At 68.0% G+C, this 15,426-nt stretch carries 14 protein-coding genes and 1 tRNA gene; 10 read left to right on the forward strand and 5 right to left on the reverse strand.

From position 1 onward, the window contains the following. Nucleotides 1–93 precede the first annotated feature (93 nt). Nucleotides 94–996 carry an AraC family transcriptional regulator gene (locus DKG75_RS03110; protein ID WP_109919608.1) on the forward strand — a complete coding sequence of 301 codons (903 nt, stop codon included), beginning with the start codon at nucleotides 94–96 and terminating at the stop codon, nucleotides 994–996. Nucleotides 997–1,050: 54 nt separating this feature from the next. Here the strand turns inward: DKG75_RS03110 and DKG75_RS03115 are convergent, their stop codons facing one another. Then, a complete protein-coding gene (locus DKG75_RS03115) occupies nucleotides 1,051–4,770 on the reverse strand; it encodes a vitamin B12-dependent ribonucleotide reductase (RefSeq protein ID WP_109919609.1) in 3,720 nt (1,239 codons plus the stop codon). A 325-nt stretch (nucleotides 4,771–5,095) separates the two neighbouring features. Between DKG75_RS03115 and recJ the strand changes: the two genes are divergently transcribed. From recJ to DKG75_RS03135, 4 genes are all read left to right on the forward strand, one after another. Beyond that, on the forward strand, nucleotides 5,096–6,922 hold the full coding sequence (recJ, locus tag DKG75_RS03120) for a single-stranded-DNA-specific exonuclease RecJ (RefSeq protein ID WP_341809831.1): 1,827 nt from the start codon (nucleotides 5,096–5,098) through the stop codon (nucleotides 6,920–6,922). A gap of 9 nt (nucleotides 6,923–6,931) precedes the next feature. Next, a complete protein-coding gene (locus tag DKG75_RS03125; RefSeq protein ID WP_208111927.1) occupies nucleotides 6,932–7,225 on the forward strand; it encodes a chorismate mutase in 294 nt (97 codons plus the stop codon). Nucleotides 7,226–7,391: 166 nt separating this feature from the next. Beyond that, nucleotides 7,392–7,467 (forward strand) — tRNA-Glu (locus DKG75_RS03130). Between the two features lie 37 nt (nucleotides 7,468–7,504). Next, a complete protein-coding gene (locus DKG75_RS03135) occupies nucleotides 7,505–7,912 on the forward strand; it encodes a hypothetical protein (RefSeq protein ID WP_208111928.1) in 408 nt (135 codons plus the stop codon). On the opposite strand, the gene DKG75_RS03140 is transcribed toward DKG75_RS03135, so the two are convergent. The 3 genes from DKG75_RS03140 to DKG75_RS23185 form a co-directional block, all read right to left on the reverse strand. Then, the gene (locus DKG75_RS03140) at nucleotides 7,909–8,613 is read right to left on the reverse strand and encodes a hypothetical protein (protein ID WP_109919610.1); all 705 of its coding nucleotides are present in this window, start codon (nucleotides 8,611–8,613) and stop codon (nucleotides 7,909–7,911) included. The two genes, DKG75_RS03135 and DKG75_RS03140, sit on opposite strands and share 4 nt — an antisense overlap. A 93-nt stretch (nucleotides 8,614–8,706) precedes the next feature. Further along, nucleotides 8,707–9,531: a ferritin-like domain-containing protein gene (locus DKG75_RS03145; RefSeq protein WP_109919611.1), complete on the reverse strand. Its 825-nt coding sequence runs from the start codon at nucleotides 9,529–9,531 to the stop codon at nucleotides 8,707–8,709. 40 nt (nucleotides 9,532–9,571) lie between these two features. Next, entirely contained in the window at nucleotides 9,572–10,270 is a 699-nt protein-coding gene (locus DKG75_RS23185) for a YkgJ family cysteine cluster protein (protein ID WP_208111929.1), read from the reverse strand. Nucleotides 10,271–10,477: 207 nt separating this feature from the next. On the opposite strand from DKG75_RS23185, the gene lepB reads away from it, so the two are divergent. The 5 genes from lepB (at nucleotide 10,478) to DKG75_RS03175 (ending at nucleotide 14,438) form a co-directional block, all read left to right on the forward strand. Beyond that, nucleotides 10,478–11,227, forward strand: a complete 750-nt coding sequence (gene lepB / locus DKG75_RS03155) for a signal peptidase I (RefSeq protein WP_109919612.1) — start codon at nucleotides 10,478–10,480, stop codon at nucleotides 11,225–11,227. After that, the gene (rnc, locus tag DKG75_RS03160) at nucleotides 11,224–11,895 is read left to right on the forward strand and encodes a ribonuclease III (protein ID WP_243746427.1); all 672 of its coding nucleotides are present in this window, start codon (nucleotides 11,224–11,226) and stop codon (nucleotides 11,893–11,895) included. The genes lepB and rnc overlap by 4 nt, the downstream gene beginning before the upstream one ends. After that, nucleotides 11,892–12,818 carry a GTPase Era gene (era, locus tag DKG75_RS03165; RefSeq protein ID WP_109919614.1) on the forward strand — a complete coding sequence of 309 codons (927 nt, stop codon included), beginning with the start codon at nucleotides 11,892–11,894 and terminating at the stop codon, nucleotides 12,816–12,818. The genes rnc and era overlap by 4 nt, the downstream gene beginning before the upstream one ends. Before the next feature lie 111 nt (nucleotides 12,819–12,929). Further along, the gene (locus DKG75_RS03170; RefSeq protein WP_109919615.1) at nucleotides 12,930–13,355 is read left to right on the forward strand and encodes a hypothetical protein; all 426 of its coding nucleotides are present in this window, start codon (nucleotides 12,930–12,932) and stop codon (nucleotides 13,353–13,355) included. Between the two features lie 96 nt (nucleotides 13,356–13,451). After that, nucleotides 13,452–14,438 (forward strand): LLM class flavin-dependent oxidoreductase, encoded by a 987-nt coding sequence (locus tag DKG75_RS03175; RefSeq protein ID WP_109919616.1) that lies wholly within the window; start codon nucleotides 13,452–13,454, stop codon nucleotides 14,436–14,438. Here the strand turns inward: DKG75_RS03175 and coaA are convergent. Beyond that, nucleotides 14,435–15,391, reverse strand: coding sequence for a type I pantothenate kinase (gene coaA / locus DKG75_RS03180; RefSeq protein ID WP_109919617.1), 957 nt, complete (start codon nucleotides 15,389–15,391; stop codon nucleotides 14,435–14,437). The two genes, DKG75_RS03175 and coaA, sit on opposite strands and share 4 nt — an antisense overlap. Nucleotides 15,392–15,426 lie beyond the last annotated feature (35 nt).

Genomic DNA, 15,426 nt, shown 5'->3' on the forward strand with positions numbered 1-15,426 from the left:
CTCCCATCTCGGGTGTCGATGACGGCATTCTAGCCGGGGTGGATCGGACGATCTGCGATTGATGATCCATTTTTCATTTGTTATCGTCCAAACATGGTCGATCCTCTTTCGGATGTCATCGGGCTGCTCCGGCCCCGGGCGGTCTTTACCAAGGGCATCAGCGGCGCCGGGCGCTGGGGGGTCCGATACGGGGATTTCGGGTATCCCAGTTTCGCCGCCGTGATCGAAGGCGCCTGCCGGCTGGCCGTGGACGGGCAGGCGGCGCTGACTCTCGATGCCGGCGATTTCATCCTGCTGCCGACGACGCCGGGCTTCACCATGACCGGCTTCGAGCCCGTGGCGCCGGAGCCGGTCGATCCCCATGCGGCGGCGCAGGCAACGGCCGAGCTTCGCCACGGCCGCCAGGACGGCCCGCCCGATGTCCGCATCCTGGGCGGCTATTTCGTCACCGAGGCCGGCAACGGCGATCTCTTCCTGTCGCTGCTGCCGAAGCAGATTCATGTCCGGGGGGTGGAGCGGCTGTCCGTCCTGGTCCGCCTGCTGATCGGGGAGGCTGCGGCGGCCCAGCCCGGGCGCGGCCTCGTGCTCGCCCGCCTTGTCGAGATCCTGCTGGTCGAAGCCCTGCGCCTGGCCCAGGCGCCGGATGCCCCGGCGGGCTTGCTGCGCGGCCTGGGCGATGGCCGGCTGGCCGAAGCGATCCGGAGAATGCATGCCGATCCGGCCCGGCCCTGGACCATGGCGGAATTGGCGCGGGCGGCGGCGCTGTCGCGCTCCGCCTTCTTCGAGCGCTTCAGCCGCCACGTCGGGGTGCCGCCGATGGAATATCTGCTCGCCTGGCGCATGGCGCTGGCCAAGGACCTGCTGCGCCGGGGCGAGGGCGGTCTTGCCGAGGTCGCGGCGCGGGTCGGCTACGGCTCGGCCAGCACCTTCAGCACGGCGTTCAGCCGCCATGTCGGCCAGCCGCCCGGCCGCTATGCCCGGGCGCCGCTCCCCTGAAAAACGAAAAACCCCGCCGGCGGGACCGGCGGGGTTTTCGTCAGGCGCGTCGGGTTACGAGCAGCCGCTGGTCGAGCCGCAGGTGTCGCACTTCAGGCAGGTGCCGTTGCGCACCAGGGTGAAATTGCCGCAATCGCCGCAGGCATCGCCGACATAGCCCTTCACCCGCGCCTCGCGGATGCGGGCGAGGCGCTTTTCGGCCGCGGAAACCGCGCTGGCGGCGACCGCCACCGCAGCACTGGCGCTTTCCGCCTGGGCGGCGACGGCAACCTCCGGCTCCGCCACCAGGGCGACGGCTTCCGAGGCATGGGAGGCCTGGGCCGCCTGACGCAAGCCTTGCGCGGCGGCGTTCAGGACATAGAGGTTGGAGCGGACATAGCCGTTCGAGACCGGGGCGGTGACCGACGCCTTGAAGGCGGCGGCCTTGGCATCCACCGCCTCGCGGCGCTGCGGGGCGCCGTCGAGGGCGGCTTCGTCCGCGCCGTCGCCCATGGCGTCGAAGCGCAGGTCCGCCGGCTCGACATGGGCAAGGTCGTTGCGGGCGAGGTAGGAGACGGCCAGTTCCCGGAAGACGTAATCGAGGATCGAGGTCGCCATCTTGATGACCTCGTTGCCTTCGACCATGCCCGCCGGCTCGAAGCGGGTGAAGGTGAAGGCATCGACGAATTCCTCGAGCGGGACGCCGTACTGAAGCCCGATCGAGACCGCGATGGCGAAATTGTTCATCAGGCTGCGGAAGGCGGCGCCTTCCTTGTGCATGTCGATGAACAATTCGCCCAGCTTGCCGTCGTCATATTCGCCGGTGCGGAGATAGACCTTGTGGCCGCCGACATTGGCCTTCTGGGTATAGCCCTTGCGGCGGTGGGGCAGGCGCTGGCGCACGCCGACGCCGGGCACGACCTTCTCGACGATGCGCTCGACGATCCGCTCGGCGATGACCTGGCCTTTCACCATGGGGGTGGCGTCTTCGCCGACCTCGTCGTTCACCTCTTCCAGGATCTGGCTGGCCAGCGGCTGCGACAGTTTCGAGCCGTCGCGATAGAGCGCATTCGCCTTCAGCGCCAGTCGCCAGGACAGGAGATAGGCTTCCTTGCATTCCTCGACCGTCGCCGATGCCGGCATGTTGATGGTCTTGGAAATGGCGCCCGAGATGAAGGGCTGGGCCGCCGCCATCATGCGGATGTGGCTTTCGACCGAGAGATAGCGCTTGCCGATCCGGCCGCAAGGATTGGCGCAGTCGAAGACCGGCAGATGCTCGTCCCGCAGGTGCGGCGCGCCTTCGAGGGTCATGGCGCCGCAGACGTGGACATTAGCCAGTTCGATGTCGGCCTTGGAGAAGCCGAGCGCACCGAGGAAATCGAAGCCCGGATCGTCCAGCTTCTCCGCCGGCAGTTTCAGGGTCTTCAGGCAGAAGTCTTCGCCGACGGTCCATTTGTTGAAGGCGAACTTCACGTCGAAGGCCTGGGCGAGGTTCTTTTCCACCGCCTCGATCTGGGCCGGGCCGAAGCCCTTGGCCTTCAGCGCGGCATGCGAAATCGCCGGCGAGCCCGCCAGCGTGCCGTGGCCGACCGCATAGGCGACGATGTCGGCGATGTCCTTCTCGCCATAGCCGAGGGTGGCCAGGGCGACGGGGACGATGCGGTTGATGATCTTGAAATAGCCGCCGCCCGCCAGCTTCTTGAACTTCACCAGGGCGAAGTCCGGCTCGATCCCCGTGGTGTCGCAATCCATGACCAGGCCGATGGTGCCGGTGGGCGCGACCACCGTCGCCTGGGCATTGCGATAGCCGTGCTGCTCGCCCAGTTCCAGCGCCAGGTCCCAGGCCCGCTTGGCGGCGGCGGCAAGGCCGGCCTCGCGGATATTCGCATGGTCGAGGGCGACCGGCAGCGTGTGCAGGTTCTCATAGCCGGTGGCAACGCCGTGGGCGGCGCGGCGGTGGTTGCGCACCACCCGCAGCATGGGCGCGCGATTGTCGGCAAAGCCGGGGAAGGCGCCCAGTTCCTTCGCCATCTCGGCCGAGGTGGCATAGGCGATGCCGGTCATCACCGCCGAGACGGCGCCGCCGAAAGCCCGGCCCTCGTCCGAGTCGTAGGACAGGCCCGACGCCATCAGATAGCCGCCGATATTGGCGAAGCCGAGCCCGAGGGTGCGGTAGCGGTACGACAGTTCGGCGATCTTCGGCGAGGGGAACTGCGCCATGGTCACCGAGATTTCGAGCACCAGGGTCCAGAGGCGGACCGAATGCTCGAAGGCGGCGACATCGAAGCTGCCGTCGTCCCGGCGGAAGGTGAGAAGGTTCAGGGACGCCAGATTGCAGGCCGTATCGTCCAGGAACATATATTCCGAGCAGGGGTTCGAGCCGCGGATCGGGCCCGAATTGCTGCAGGTATGCCAGTCGTTCACCGTGGTGTGATACTGCAGGCCCGGATCGGCGCATTGCCAGGCGGCAAGGCCGATCTTTTCCCACAGTTCGGCGGCCTTCACCGTCTTCGTCACCTTGCCGGTGGTGCGCGCGGTCAGCTGCCAGTCGCGGTCGGCCAGCACGGCGTTCAGGAATTCGTCGGTGACGCGGACCGAATTGTTGGAATTCTGGCCGGAGACGGTCAGATAGGCGTCCGAATCCCAATCCGTGTCATAGACGCGGAATTCGAGGTCGCGATAGCCCTGGCGGGCGAACTGGATGGCGCGCTGGATGTAATTGTCCGGGATCATGGCCTTGCGGGCGGCCTTGATCGCCTGTTTCAGCGCCTCGTTCTGCTTCGGCTCGAAGCGGGCGTCGCCGCCCACCGTGTCGAGATGGCAGGCCGCGAGGATCGCGTTCATATGGACTTCGGCGAGCTTGGAGCCGGCGACCAGGGCCGCCACCTTCTGTTCCTCGATCACCTTCCAGTCGATGAATTCCTCGATGTCCGGATGGTCGACGTCGACGATCACCATCTTGGCCGCGCGCCGCGTGGTCCCGCCCGACTTGATGGCGCCCGCTGCCCGGTCGCCGATCTTCAGGAAGGACATCAGGCCCGACGACTTGCCGCCGCCCGCCAGCTTTTCGCTGACGCCGCGCAGCTTGGAGAAATTGGTGCCGGTGCCCGAACCATATTTGAACAGGCGGGCTTCCCGGATCCACAGGTCCATGATGCCGCCGTCGTTCACGAGGTCGTCCTCGATGCCCTGGATGAAGCAGGCATGGGGCTGCGGCCGCTCGTAGGCGGAGGTGGAACGGGTGACCTGCCCGCTCTTCTCGTCGACATAGAAATGGCCCTGGGCCGGGCCGTCGATGCCATAGGCCCAGTGCAGGCCGGTGTTGAACCATTGCGGCGAATTGGGCGCGCACATCTGGTTCGCCAGCATGAAGGCCAGTTCGTCGCGGAAGGCGAGGGCATCCGCTTCGCCGTCGAACATGCCGGCCTTCCAGCCCCAATAAGTCCAGGTGCCGGACAGGCGGTCGAAGACCTGGCGGCCGGTGCGCTCGTCGCCGTAGCGCTCGTCCGCCGGCAGCTTGGCCAGCGCCGTCTCGTCGGCGACGGAACGCCACAGCCAGGACGGCACGCCCTTTTCCTTCACCTTCTTCAGGCGGGCGGGAATCCCGGCTTTGCGGAAATACTTCTGGGCCAGGATGTCGGTCGCGACCTGGCTCCAGGCGGCGGGGACTTCCATGGCGCCCAGCTTGAACACCACCGAACCGTCCGGATTGCGGATCTCGCTCGATACTTCCTGAAACTCGATGCCCGCGTAGGGAGAGTTGCCTTCGGTCGTGAATCGCCGCTCGATCCGCATCTTATCGCCCCTGACCTTGTAGATTGCCGCGCCCCGAGGCCGGACCGAAGGGCCCGACCGCTGCCACCCTTGTTATGGCGACCCCATGGATAGGGGGCATCCGCCGTGGTTGGACACAAACTCTAGGTCGACCCGGCGTGAGTCGGAACCGGGAAAATTTGGTTCGACCCCCATATTTTGTGCTTGGCCGTGAGTCCGGCACCGGCCATGGGGGTACTCGGATGCCGTTCATCATCCTGTCGCATTGCGGGGACTGACGGCCCGGCCCGGACCATGCTTACTATGCAGCCATGACGAATCGCGCTTACGCCCGGACTTCCCGGCCATGATGCCCGCCGCCCGTCCCGATTTCCCGGCCGGCACCGACCTCGTGCTCGGGGTCGAGCGCTCTTTCGCCGGCCGGCCCTGGCGCTTCCGGGTGGGGGACGAGCGGGAGGCGCTGGCGCTGGCCCAGGCCACCGGCCTCGATGCGGTGACGGCGCGGGTGCTGGTCGGGCGCGGGCTCTCGATCGAGACGGTGGACCGCTTCCTGAACCCCAGTCTCCGGGCCGACATGCCCGATCCCGCCCGCCTGAAGGATATGGAGCGCGCGGCCGCCCGCTTGGCCGACGCGGTGATCGCGGGCGAGGAGATCGCCGTCTTCGGCGATTACGACGTCGACGGCGCCACCTCGGCGGCGGTGCTGATCCGCTATTTCAAGGCGCTGCGCCGGCCCTTGCGGCTTTATGTGCCGGACCGCCAGCGCGAGGGCTATGGCCCCAATGTCGCCGCCCTCGAATTCCTGGCGCGGGAAGGGGTGCGGCTGGTGATCGCCGTCGATTGCGGCACCCTGGCCTTTCAGCCGTTCGAGGCGGCGCGGGCGGCCGGGCTTGAGATCATCGTCTCCGACCATCACCAGGCGGAACCGCTGCTGCCCGCGGTCCATGCCCTGGTCAATCCGAACCGGCTGGACGACGAGTCCGGCCTCGGCCACTTGGCGGCGGTCGGGGTGACGTTCCTGCTGGTCGTCGCGCTCAATCGCGACTTGCGCCGCCGCGGCTTCTTCGGCGACGGGGCGCCGCCGGACCTGATGGCGCTGCTCGACCTCGTGGCGTTGGGCACCGTTGCCGACGTCGTGCCCCTGACCGGCCTCAACCGCACCTTCGTCACCCAGGGCTTGAAGGTGATGGCGGCGCGGGGCAATGCGGGCATTGCGGCGCTGATGGATGTGGCGCGGGTCGATACGGCGCCGACCGCCTATCACCTCGGGTATCTGCTCGGGCCCCGGGTCAATGCCGGGGGGCGGGTGGGGCAGGCCGATCTCGGCGCCCAGTTGCTGGCGACCGACGATCCGGAATTCGCCACCGCCCTGGCGGCCCGTCTCGATGCCTTGAACCGCGAGCGCCAGGCGATCGAGAAAGAGGTCGAGGCGGCGGCGGTCGAGGCGGTGGAAAGCCGGCTGGCGCGGGGCAATGGTGTCGGCCCCCTGGTGCTGGCGGCGGGTGCGGGCTGGCATCCGGGCGTCGTCGGCATCGTCGCCAGCCGCCTGAAGGAACGCTATCGCCGGCCGACCTTCGTGCTCTCGATCATCGAGGACGGCCGGGCCAAGGGCTCGGGCCGCTCGATCCCCGGGATCGACCTTGGCGCGGCGGTGGCGGCGGCAAGGGCTACCGGCCTGATCGACGAGGGCGGCGGCCACGCCATGGCCGCGGGCATCACCGTGCCCACGGCCCGCCTCGACGACCTGGAACATTTCTGGGCTGGCCGCTTCGAGACCCTGGTCGAACACGCGCTCGCCCGCGACGGCCTGAAGATCGACGCCGCCATCGGCCTTGCCGGGATCAGCGGCGACCTGGTGGCGCGGCTGGCCCAGGTCGCCCCCTTCGGCCAGGGCAATCCGGAGCCGCGCTTCGTCCTGCCCGCGGTCCGCATCGCCCATGCCGCGCCCATGGGCAAGGGTCACCTGCGCCTGCGCCTCGAAGATGCGGGCGGCCGCTCGGCGGAGGCGGTGGCCTTCCGTTCCGGCGACGGCGCCGTGGTCGAGGGGCTGGCCGCGGCGGCGGCCCGGGGCGCGCCCGTCCATCTCGCCGGTCATGTCCGTGCCGAAATATGGCAGGGCCGGTCCCGCCTTCGCCTCATGATCGAGGATGCGGCCGATGCGGCCGGCCTCTAGGATAGTGTCATGACACGCTGCAACACCATGGAAGAGGTCCGGGCCGAGGTCGACCGCCTGGACCGCGACATCGTCCGCCTGCTGGCCGAACGCGAGCAGCGCATCGCCGACGCCGGCCGGATCAAGCCGACGCGCGACGTGGTCCGCGACGAGGCCCGGATCGAAGACGTGGTGCACAAGATCCGGGCCGAAGCCCTCGGCCATGGCGCCTCGCCCGACCTGATCGAAGCGATCTACCGCGACATGATGGAACGCTTCATCGCCCATGAATTCGTGCTCTGGGACGCCAACCGTCAGGGGTGAGGGCACCCGGCTGATTCGGACCCGAATCCCCCCGAGGTCTCGATACCGGCCGATTCCGGCCGTTTCCCGCAGCGCAGGCCGCGGCTTTCCGGGTCTGCTATTTTTGTGTTGACCGGCGCTTCGGGAATTCGTATCTGAGGCGCCTCGCAAGCGCGAGAGCCTCTCAGTCCCCTTCGTCTAGAGGCCTAGGACACCGCCCTTTCACGGCGGCGACACGGGTTCGAATCCCGTAGGGGACGCCAACGGCCTGGCAAGCCGCCGATTTCAGACAAGTTGTCGATGTTGCCGGGCAGATGGATCTCCATCCGCCGCGGCAAGCCATCGGGCTCCGCCGATTTCCACCGGGTGGACGTTGTGGGGCGTAGCGATATTGTCGTCTATAATGACGCCATGCCCAAGCCCACCACGATCGCCCTTTCCCGGTTGCGCGACATCGGCTGGTCTCTATGGGACCCGATCGGGCTGCACCGATGCGACGGGGCGGCCGATGAGTATGACGGCTACTTGATGCACGTCGCCGGGCTGCTTCGGCGTGGCGTCGGGAAAGAGGCGTGCATGGAATATCTCGTGCATATCGAAGCCCGGCACATGGGCCTTGGCATCAGCGAAAATACTTTCCAGCGTGCAAAGGCCACGGTTCAGGCGCTCGATATATATCTGGCATCTCTCCAGGATCCGGAGAGCTAACCCATCTGCATGCACGCGCGCAGGATGGCGAGCAGTGCCATGGCGATACCGATGCCGATCCAGAAGTTCTGGGCGGTCCGGCGCTTGCCTTCGGCCTCGACCGCGGTCAGCGGCCGCAGCACGCCGTCGCTGCCGGCTTCCACCGGGCCGGCCTCGCCGACCGTCACGCCCGCGAGTCCGGCGATCGCCTGTCCCGCGGTTTCGACCGGGAAGTGGATCGCCCCCCGTGTCGCGCGGGTGCCGAAATCATAGGCTTCGCCGCCATGGGTGACGACGCGCCAGCATTCCTCCGTCCAGGGGGTGCCCATGCTCCGCCGCATCACTTCGCGGTGTTCTACGGCGGCGATGTCGCCGGGGGCGAGTTCGACGTCATAAAGGGGCGGCCGCGGGCCGTTGCGGCCCCAGGTCGGCAGCGTCATGCGGATACGGCCGTCGCCGCCGATGCTTACCTTGTGTCTGGTCAAGGTCAGGGCGGGCCGGACCGTGAGGGGCAGGAGCGCGCCGACAAGGAGGCCGAGCACGGCCAGAACCACGGCGGTGCCGGGCTCGCCGTCGATCACCAGCGCCAGGGCGCCGGCGGTCAGGACGATGACGAAGCCGGCCAGCAGAAGCACCACGAACCAGATGAGTGCCACGCCGTACCACGGATACCGAAAGATCTTTTCGCCGGCCCCGCGCCCGTCCGCCGTTCGTGTGGCCATGCGACTACCCCCGTTCCCGCGTCCCCGGGGACAACTTGGGCGGCGGCGGACCGGGCGTCAAGCCATGCTGCCGCCTTCCGGCCGCGCGCGTGGTCACCCTTCGGCCAGGGGCCGGTAGAAATCGGGCGGCAGGCCGGCGGCGGCGCGCCTCTCGTCGTTGAAGGGCGGCTTCAGGGCGCCGTGGAAATATTGCCGGATCAGGGCGTGGAATGTTTCCCGCGGCGGCAGGCCGTGGCGGGCGCAGAGGACGTGGAACCATTTCGTGCCATGGGCGACATGGCCGACCTCTTCGGCATAAATGGTTTCGAGGGCGGCGACCGCGTCCGCCTCCGCCGGGCCGGCCTTGCGGAAGATTTCGATCATGGCGGGGGTAACGTCGAGGCCGCGGGCTTCCAGCACCATGGGCACCACGGTCAGGCGGGCCAGCAGGTCGTGGGCCGTATCCTCGGCCGCACGCCACATTTCCGCATGGGCCGGCAGGTCGCCGTAGAAACTGCCCCTTGCGTGCAGGCAGTCGCTCAGCAATTCGAAATGCCGTGCCTCCTCGTCCGCGGTCCGCACCCAGTCGTCGTAGAAATCGACCGGCAGCGGGGTTGCGGTGAAGCGGGCGACGATATCCCAATGCAGGTCGATGGCGTTCAGTTCGATATGGGCGACCGCATGGAGCAGGGCCTTGCGCCCCTGGGGCGAGCCCGGGCGGCGGCGCGGCACGTCGCGCGGGGGCAGCAGGTCGGGCTTGGCCGGCCGGGCCGGGCGCGGCGGCGGCACCGCGCTGCCGATGGGCATGGCGCCGCCCGCCGCGCGGCCGTCGCGCCAGGCCTTGGCGAAGCGGCGGGACTTGGCGGCCTTCTCCAGGGCGTCGGCGGTGGTCAGGACCTCGACGGCGCAGGCCGAGAGGCTGGCAGGGATCGGCAGCATGGCGCGGACCCTAGCCGAAGTTGCCGCCGGTCGCCATGCCTCAGCCGGGCAGGCGCGGGTCGCCGGTCGCGGTGAACACGGCCTCGCCCGCCAGCCAGCGGGCCGTGGCATCGGGTTCGGCCAGCAGGGTGCGGACCGCGCGGTCGAGCAGGACGAGGCCCGGCGCCAGGCCGAGATCGGCCTCGATCGCCTCGATCCGCTTTTCGAGCGCGAACAGGAAGACCATCGATTGATGCGCGGCATGGCCGCCGTCGCCCTGATAGCCGAGGCCCTTCTCGCAATAGTCGCCCTCGCGGCAGCGCTCGAAATCGAGGCTGTAATAGCCGCGGCAGACCATGGGCCTGACGTGATAGATGGAACAGCGGCCGTCGAACAGGAAGGGGCAGAAATCCGTGCCCCCGGCGACCCGGTCGAGCAGCACCGCGAATTGCGCCGGCGGAAAGGTCGCGCGGGCCTCGGCCGCCGCCAGCACGGCGAAGAGCGGCCGGACCTGGATCAGGTTGCGGCAGCAGAGATCGCAGCCGGCACGGCAGGCCAGCGGTTTCACCGGCGCCAGGCCGGCGAGGTCGGCCGCCACCGCCTCGCATAGCGCCAGCAGGTCGCGGGCGATGGCGATGATATCGGCCTCGTCCCGGGCGGCGGCAAGGCCGGCGCGCAGCCGGTCGTCGGCCGCCGCCATCTGCTGCCGCATCAGGGCGAGGGGGGAGGCGGGGGCGCCCGCCGGTCCATCATGCTCCACCTGGGCCTCCGGGTTCTGCCTGCTTCGGGGCCAGTCTAGCCGCGCTGCGGGCGGCGGGGAAACCGCTTCGCCCCGGTGCTGCCGCAATGGCGCTTTACAGCCGGCTCGGGGCCCGCCCCTCGTCGTGCCAGTTGACAGGACGGCGGGCGGTGGGCTTGATGCCCGCAAACCGGGAGCAGGTGCGTGACCGTGGTCAGGGATAAAGCGATGAAGCAGTCGGGCCGTTCGTCTTTCATGGAGACGGTGCGGACCGTCATCTATGCCGTGCTCATCGCGCTCGTCATCCGCAGCTTCCTGTTCGAGCCGTTCAACATTCCCTCCGGCTCCATGCGGCCGACGCTGGAGGTGGGCGACTATCTCTTCGTCTCGAAATTCTCCTACGGCTATTCGCGCTATTCGATGCCGCTCGGCCTCGACCTGTTCGAGGGCCGGGTGCTGGAAAGCGTGCCGGAGCGCGGCGACGTCGCCGTGTTCAGGAAGCCGAACGAGCCGAACACCGATTATATCAAGCGCATCGTCGGCCTGCCCGGGGACCGGATCCAGGTGACCGACGGCGTTCTCATCGTCAACGGCACGCCGGTGCCGCGCGAACGCATCGACGATTACGTCGAGACCCTGCCGAACGGCGGCGTCCGCCGCATCGAGCAATACCGCGAGACCCTGCCGAACGGCGTCACTTACACGACCTTCAACCTGGTCGGCGGCAGCAAGGCCGACAATACCGGCGTCTATGAAGTGCCGCCCGGCCATTACTTCGCCATGGGCGACAACCGGGACGATTCGATCGACAGCCGCTTCCCGCCAGAAATCGGCGGCGTCGGCTTCATTCCGGCGGAAAACCTGATCGGCCGCGCCGACCTGATCTTCTTCTCGTCGGACGGCTCGGCAGGGCTGTTCGAGCCTTGGAAATGGTTCGGCGCGATCCGCTACGAGCGCCTGCTGCACGTGATCCGGTGACCGCGCCCGACAGTTTCGGCCAGGTGCTGGGGCACCATTTCGCCGATCGCAACCTGCTGCTGCGCGCCCTGACCCACAAGAGCTTCGGGGCCGAGACCTCGAACGAGCGGCTGGAATTCCTCGGCGACCGCGTGCTCGGCATGGTCGTCGCCGAAACCCTTTACGCCGCCCATCCGACCTGGGACGAGGGGGCGCTGGCGGTGCGCCTGAACGGCCTCGTCCGGCGCGAAACCCTGGCGCAGATCGCCGGCGACATCGGCCTCGGCCGCTTTCTCCGCCTTGCCAAGGGCGAGGAGGAACAGGGCGGCCGGGCCAAGCCGGCGATCCTGGCCGATGCCATGGAGGCGGTGATCGCCGCCGTCTTCCTGGACGGCGGCCTGCCGGCGGCGCGCGGCGTCGTCGCCCGTCTCTGGGTCGATTATTTCGCCAACCGGGTCTCCCCGCCCAAGGATGCCAAGACCGCGCTTCAGGAATGGACCGTGGCCCAGGGCCTCGGCCAGCCGCGCTATGAAACGGTCGACCGCAGCGGCCCCGACCATGCGCCGGTCTTCATCGTCGCCGTGATCCTGCCCGGCGGCGAGACGGCGACGGGAGAAGGCACATCGAAGCGAAACGCCGAACAGGAAGCGGCCAAGGCGCTGATCACGGCATTGAAGGCAGAACCATGACCGATAACGCCCCTTCGACCGCGGCGGGGGCGCCGACCAGGGCGGGCTTCGTCGCCATCGTCGGCCCGACCAACGCCGGCAAGTCGACCCTGACCAACCGCCTGGTCGGCACCAAGGTTTCGATCGTCACCCAGAAGGTGCAGACGACGCGCACCCGCGTTACCGGCATCGTTACCCGGGGAACGGCGCAGATCGTCTTTGTCGATACGCCGGGCGTGTTCTCGCCGCGCCGGCGCCTGGACCGGGCGATGGTGGCGGCGGCCTGGGCCGGGGCCGCGGACGCCGATCTCATCGTCGTCGTGGTCGATGCCGAGCGCGGCATCGACGATGCGGTCGAGGCGGTGTGCAAGGGCCTGAAGGACAGCGGGCGCAAGGCCCTGCTCGCCCTCAACAAGATCGATCTGGTGAAGCGCGAAACCCTGCTCGGCCTCGCCCAGGCGATGAACGAGCGGATCGATTTCGATGCCACCTTCATGATCTCGGCCTCGGGCGGCGCCGGCTGCGACGATCTGATGGCGGCGATCGAGGCGCGCCTGCCGGAAGGGCCCTGGCTGTTCCCCGAGGACCAGCTGTCCGACCTGCCGGAACGCATGCTGGCGGCCGAGGTGACGCGGGAGAAGATCTACCTCCGCCTGCACCAGGAATTGCCCTATTCGATCCATGTCGAGACCGAATCGTGGAAGGAACAGAAGGACGGTTCGGTCCGCATCGAACAGGTGATCTATGTCGAGCGCGACGGCCAGAAGGCGATCGTGCTGGGCAAGCGCGGCGCCACAGCGAAGATCATCGGCAGCCTGGCGCGCGAGGAACTGGAGGCGATCCTGGGCCGCCGGGTGCACCTGTTCCTTTTCGTCAAGGTCCGGGCCGACTGGGCCAACGACCGGGAGCGCTTCGCCGCCATGGGCCTCGACTGGCAGGAATAGGGAAGGGCCGTTCGCCCCGGATCGGGTCGGCCGGCTTGACGATTTGTTAACGATACCGTTACCTGCCAGGGCACGGCCGCATCATGCCGTGCCCTGGGGATCGGCGGCATCGTGGACGACTACGGCCTGTATCTGAAGATTGCCGGCTATGCCGCGGCCGGCCTGTTCGCGCTGACCCTGCTTTACGGTTTCCTGAAGCAGCCGGATTTCAATATCGTGCCCCGGCGGAAGCGCTTCCGCCAGGTGGCGGTGCCGGGCCTGATTGTCGCCGAGGTGATGGAGGGCCTGCGCCACCCGCCGCGCCAATACCAGATTTATCAATATGATGCCGACCGCGGCCTGATCGTCTACAGCGACGGGCCCGGCCTGTTTTCACTCGGCGCCTTCTACCCCATCTATGTCGATCCCTCGCAGATGGGCGTGCTGATCACCCTGGCGATCGAGCCGCGCACCCCGATCGTCGGCCCCTGGGCGACCCAGCGCCTGCGCCGGCTGCAACGGGTGGTGATCCAGCTGGTGGGCGGGGGGCCGATCTGAGGCCCGTGCAGGGCAGGGCGGCGGAATCGGGGGGCTGTTTCCCGGCCGTTGCGGGCGGCATGCTACCGGTCCTCGAAGTGGCCGGGAGGTTGGCGCATGACCCTGTTCTCGATTCTGGACCTTGCGCCGGTCTGCGTCGGCCAGGAGACGGGGGATGCGCTGCGCCACGCCCGCGATCTCGCCGCCCATGCCGAGGCCTGGGGCTACAACCGCTATTGGATGGCGGAACATCACAATATGGTCGGCATCGCCAGCGCGGCGACCTCGGTCGCGCTTGCCTATGTCGCCGAAGGCACCAGGACCATCCGCCTCGGCGCCGGCGGGGTGATGCTGCCCAACCATTCGCCCCTGGTCATCGCGGAGCAGTTCGGCACTCTGGCGGCGCTTTATCCCGGGCGGATCGACCTCGGCCTCGGGCGGGCGCCGGGCACGGACCAGCGCACCCTGCGCGCCCTGCGCCGCCATCCCGACAGCGCCGACAATTTCCCCCAGGACGTGCTCGAACTCCAGGCCCTGTTCGCCGCCCCGGCGCCGGGGCAGGCGGTGCAGGCGGTGCCGGGGGCGGGGCTTCAGGTGCCCTTGTGGATTCTCGGCTCCTCCACCTTCGGGGCGCAGCTTGCGGCCATGCTGGGCCTGCCCTATGCCTTCGCCTCGCATTTCGCGCCGGAGTCACTGCTGCCCGCCCTCGACCTCTACCGCAGCCGCTTCGAGGCGTCGGGCCAGTCGGCAAAGCCCCATGCCATGGCCGGGGTCAATGTCTTCGCCGCCGAGACGGACGAGGCGGGGCGCCGCCTCTTCACCTCGGCGCAGCAGGCCTTCACCAATATGGTGCGCGGCACCCGGGGCAAGCTGCAGGCGCCGATCGACGATATCGACCTCTACTGGTCCCCGGTCGAGAAGCGCCAGGCGTCGCGCATGTTGACCTATTCCTTCGCCGGCAGCGCCGAGACGGTGCGCCGCGGCCTCGAAGCCTTCATCGAGATGACCGGGGTCGACGAGATCATGGTCGCCTCGGCGATCTACGACCACGAGGCGCGGCTGCGCTCCTACGAGATCCTGGCCGGGATCATGGCCCGGCTTTAGAGCTTGCGCAGGGCCACCGATTCCACCCGGTGGTCCAGCCCCTTCTTCAGGATCAGGTCGGCGCGGAAGCGGGCGGGGCGGATGTTCTCGACCAGGTTGCGCTCGTTGATCCGGGTCCAGATCGAGAGCGCGGTATCCCGCGCCTCGTCGTCCGACAGGGTGGCATAGCGGCCGAAATAGGAATTGGGATCGCGGAACGCGGTCTGGCGGAAGTTCAGGAAGCGGGCGATGTACCAGTCGCGGATGATCTCGGTCTCGGCATCGACATAGATCGAGAAGTCGAAGAAGTCCGAGGCGAAGATGACGTCGTCGAGCCCGGGGGCCGTATTCACCTGAAGGACGTTCAGCCCCTCGACGATCAGGATGTCCGGCTGGTTGATCACCTGATGCTCGCCCGGCACGATGTCGTAGACGATATGGCTGTAGACCGGCGCCTTCACGTTGTGCTTGCCCGCCTTCACATTGGCGAGGAAATTCAGCAGGGTGCGGACGTCATAGCTTTCGGGGAAGCCCTTGCGCTCCATCAGGCCGCGCTTGCGCAGCACCTGATTCGAATGCAGGAAACCGTCGGTCGAGATCAGTTCCACGTTCGGATGCGACGGCCAGCGCGCCAGCAGCGAGCGGAGAATGCGGGCGGACGTGCTCTTGCCGACCGAAACCGACCCCGCCAGCCCGATGATATAGGGCACTTTCGCCGGCACCGTGCCGAGGAAGCGGAAGGTGGAGCGGTAAAGCTCGATCGTGTTCGAGACGTGAAGGTTCAGCAGGCGGGACAGGGGCAGGTAGATATCCGCCACCTCGTCCAACGAGATCATCTCGTCGGCGCCGCGCAATTGCAGCAGGTCGTTCGGGGAAAGGGTCATGGGCGTATCCGCCCGGTGCGCCCGCCATTCCTCGCGATCGAACAAGGTGAAGCGCTGTTCGATCGAGGGTTTCAACTTGACCTCGGGCATGATGTGCCGACCCTTGCAGTCCTGGCCCCTGTAGA

Origin of the sequence: Zavarzinia compransoris (assembly GCF_003173055.1) — a bacterium.
Classification (GTDB): Bacteria; Pseudomonadota; Alphaproteobacteria; order Zavarziniales; family Zavarziniaceae; genus Zavarzinia; species Zavarzinia compransoris.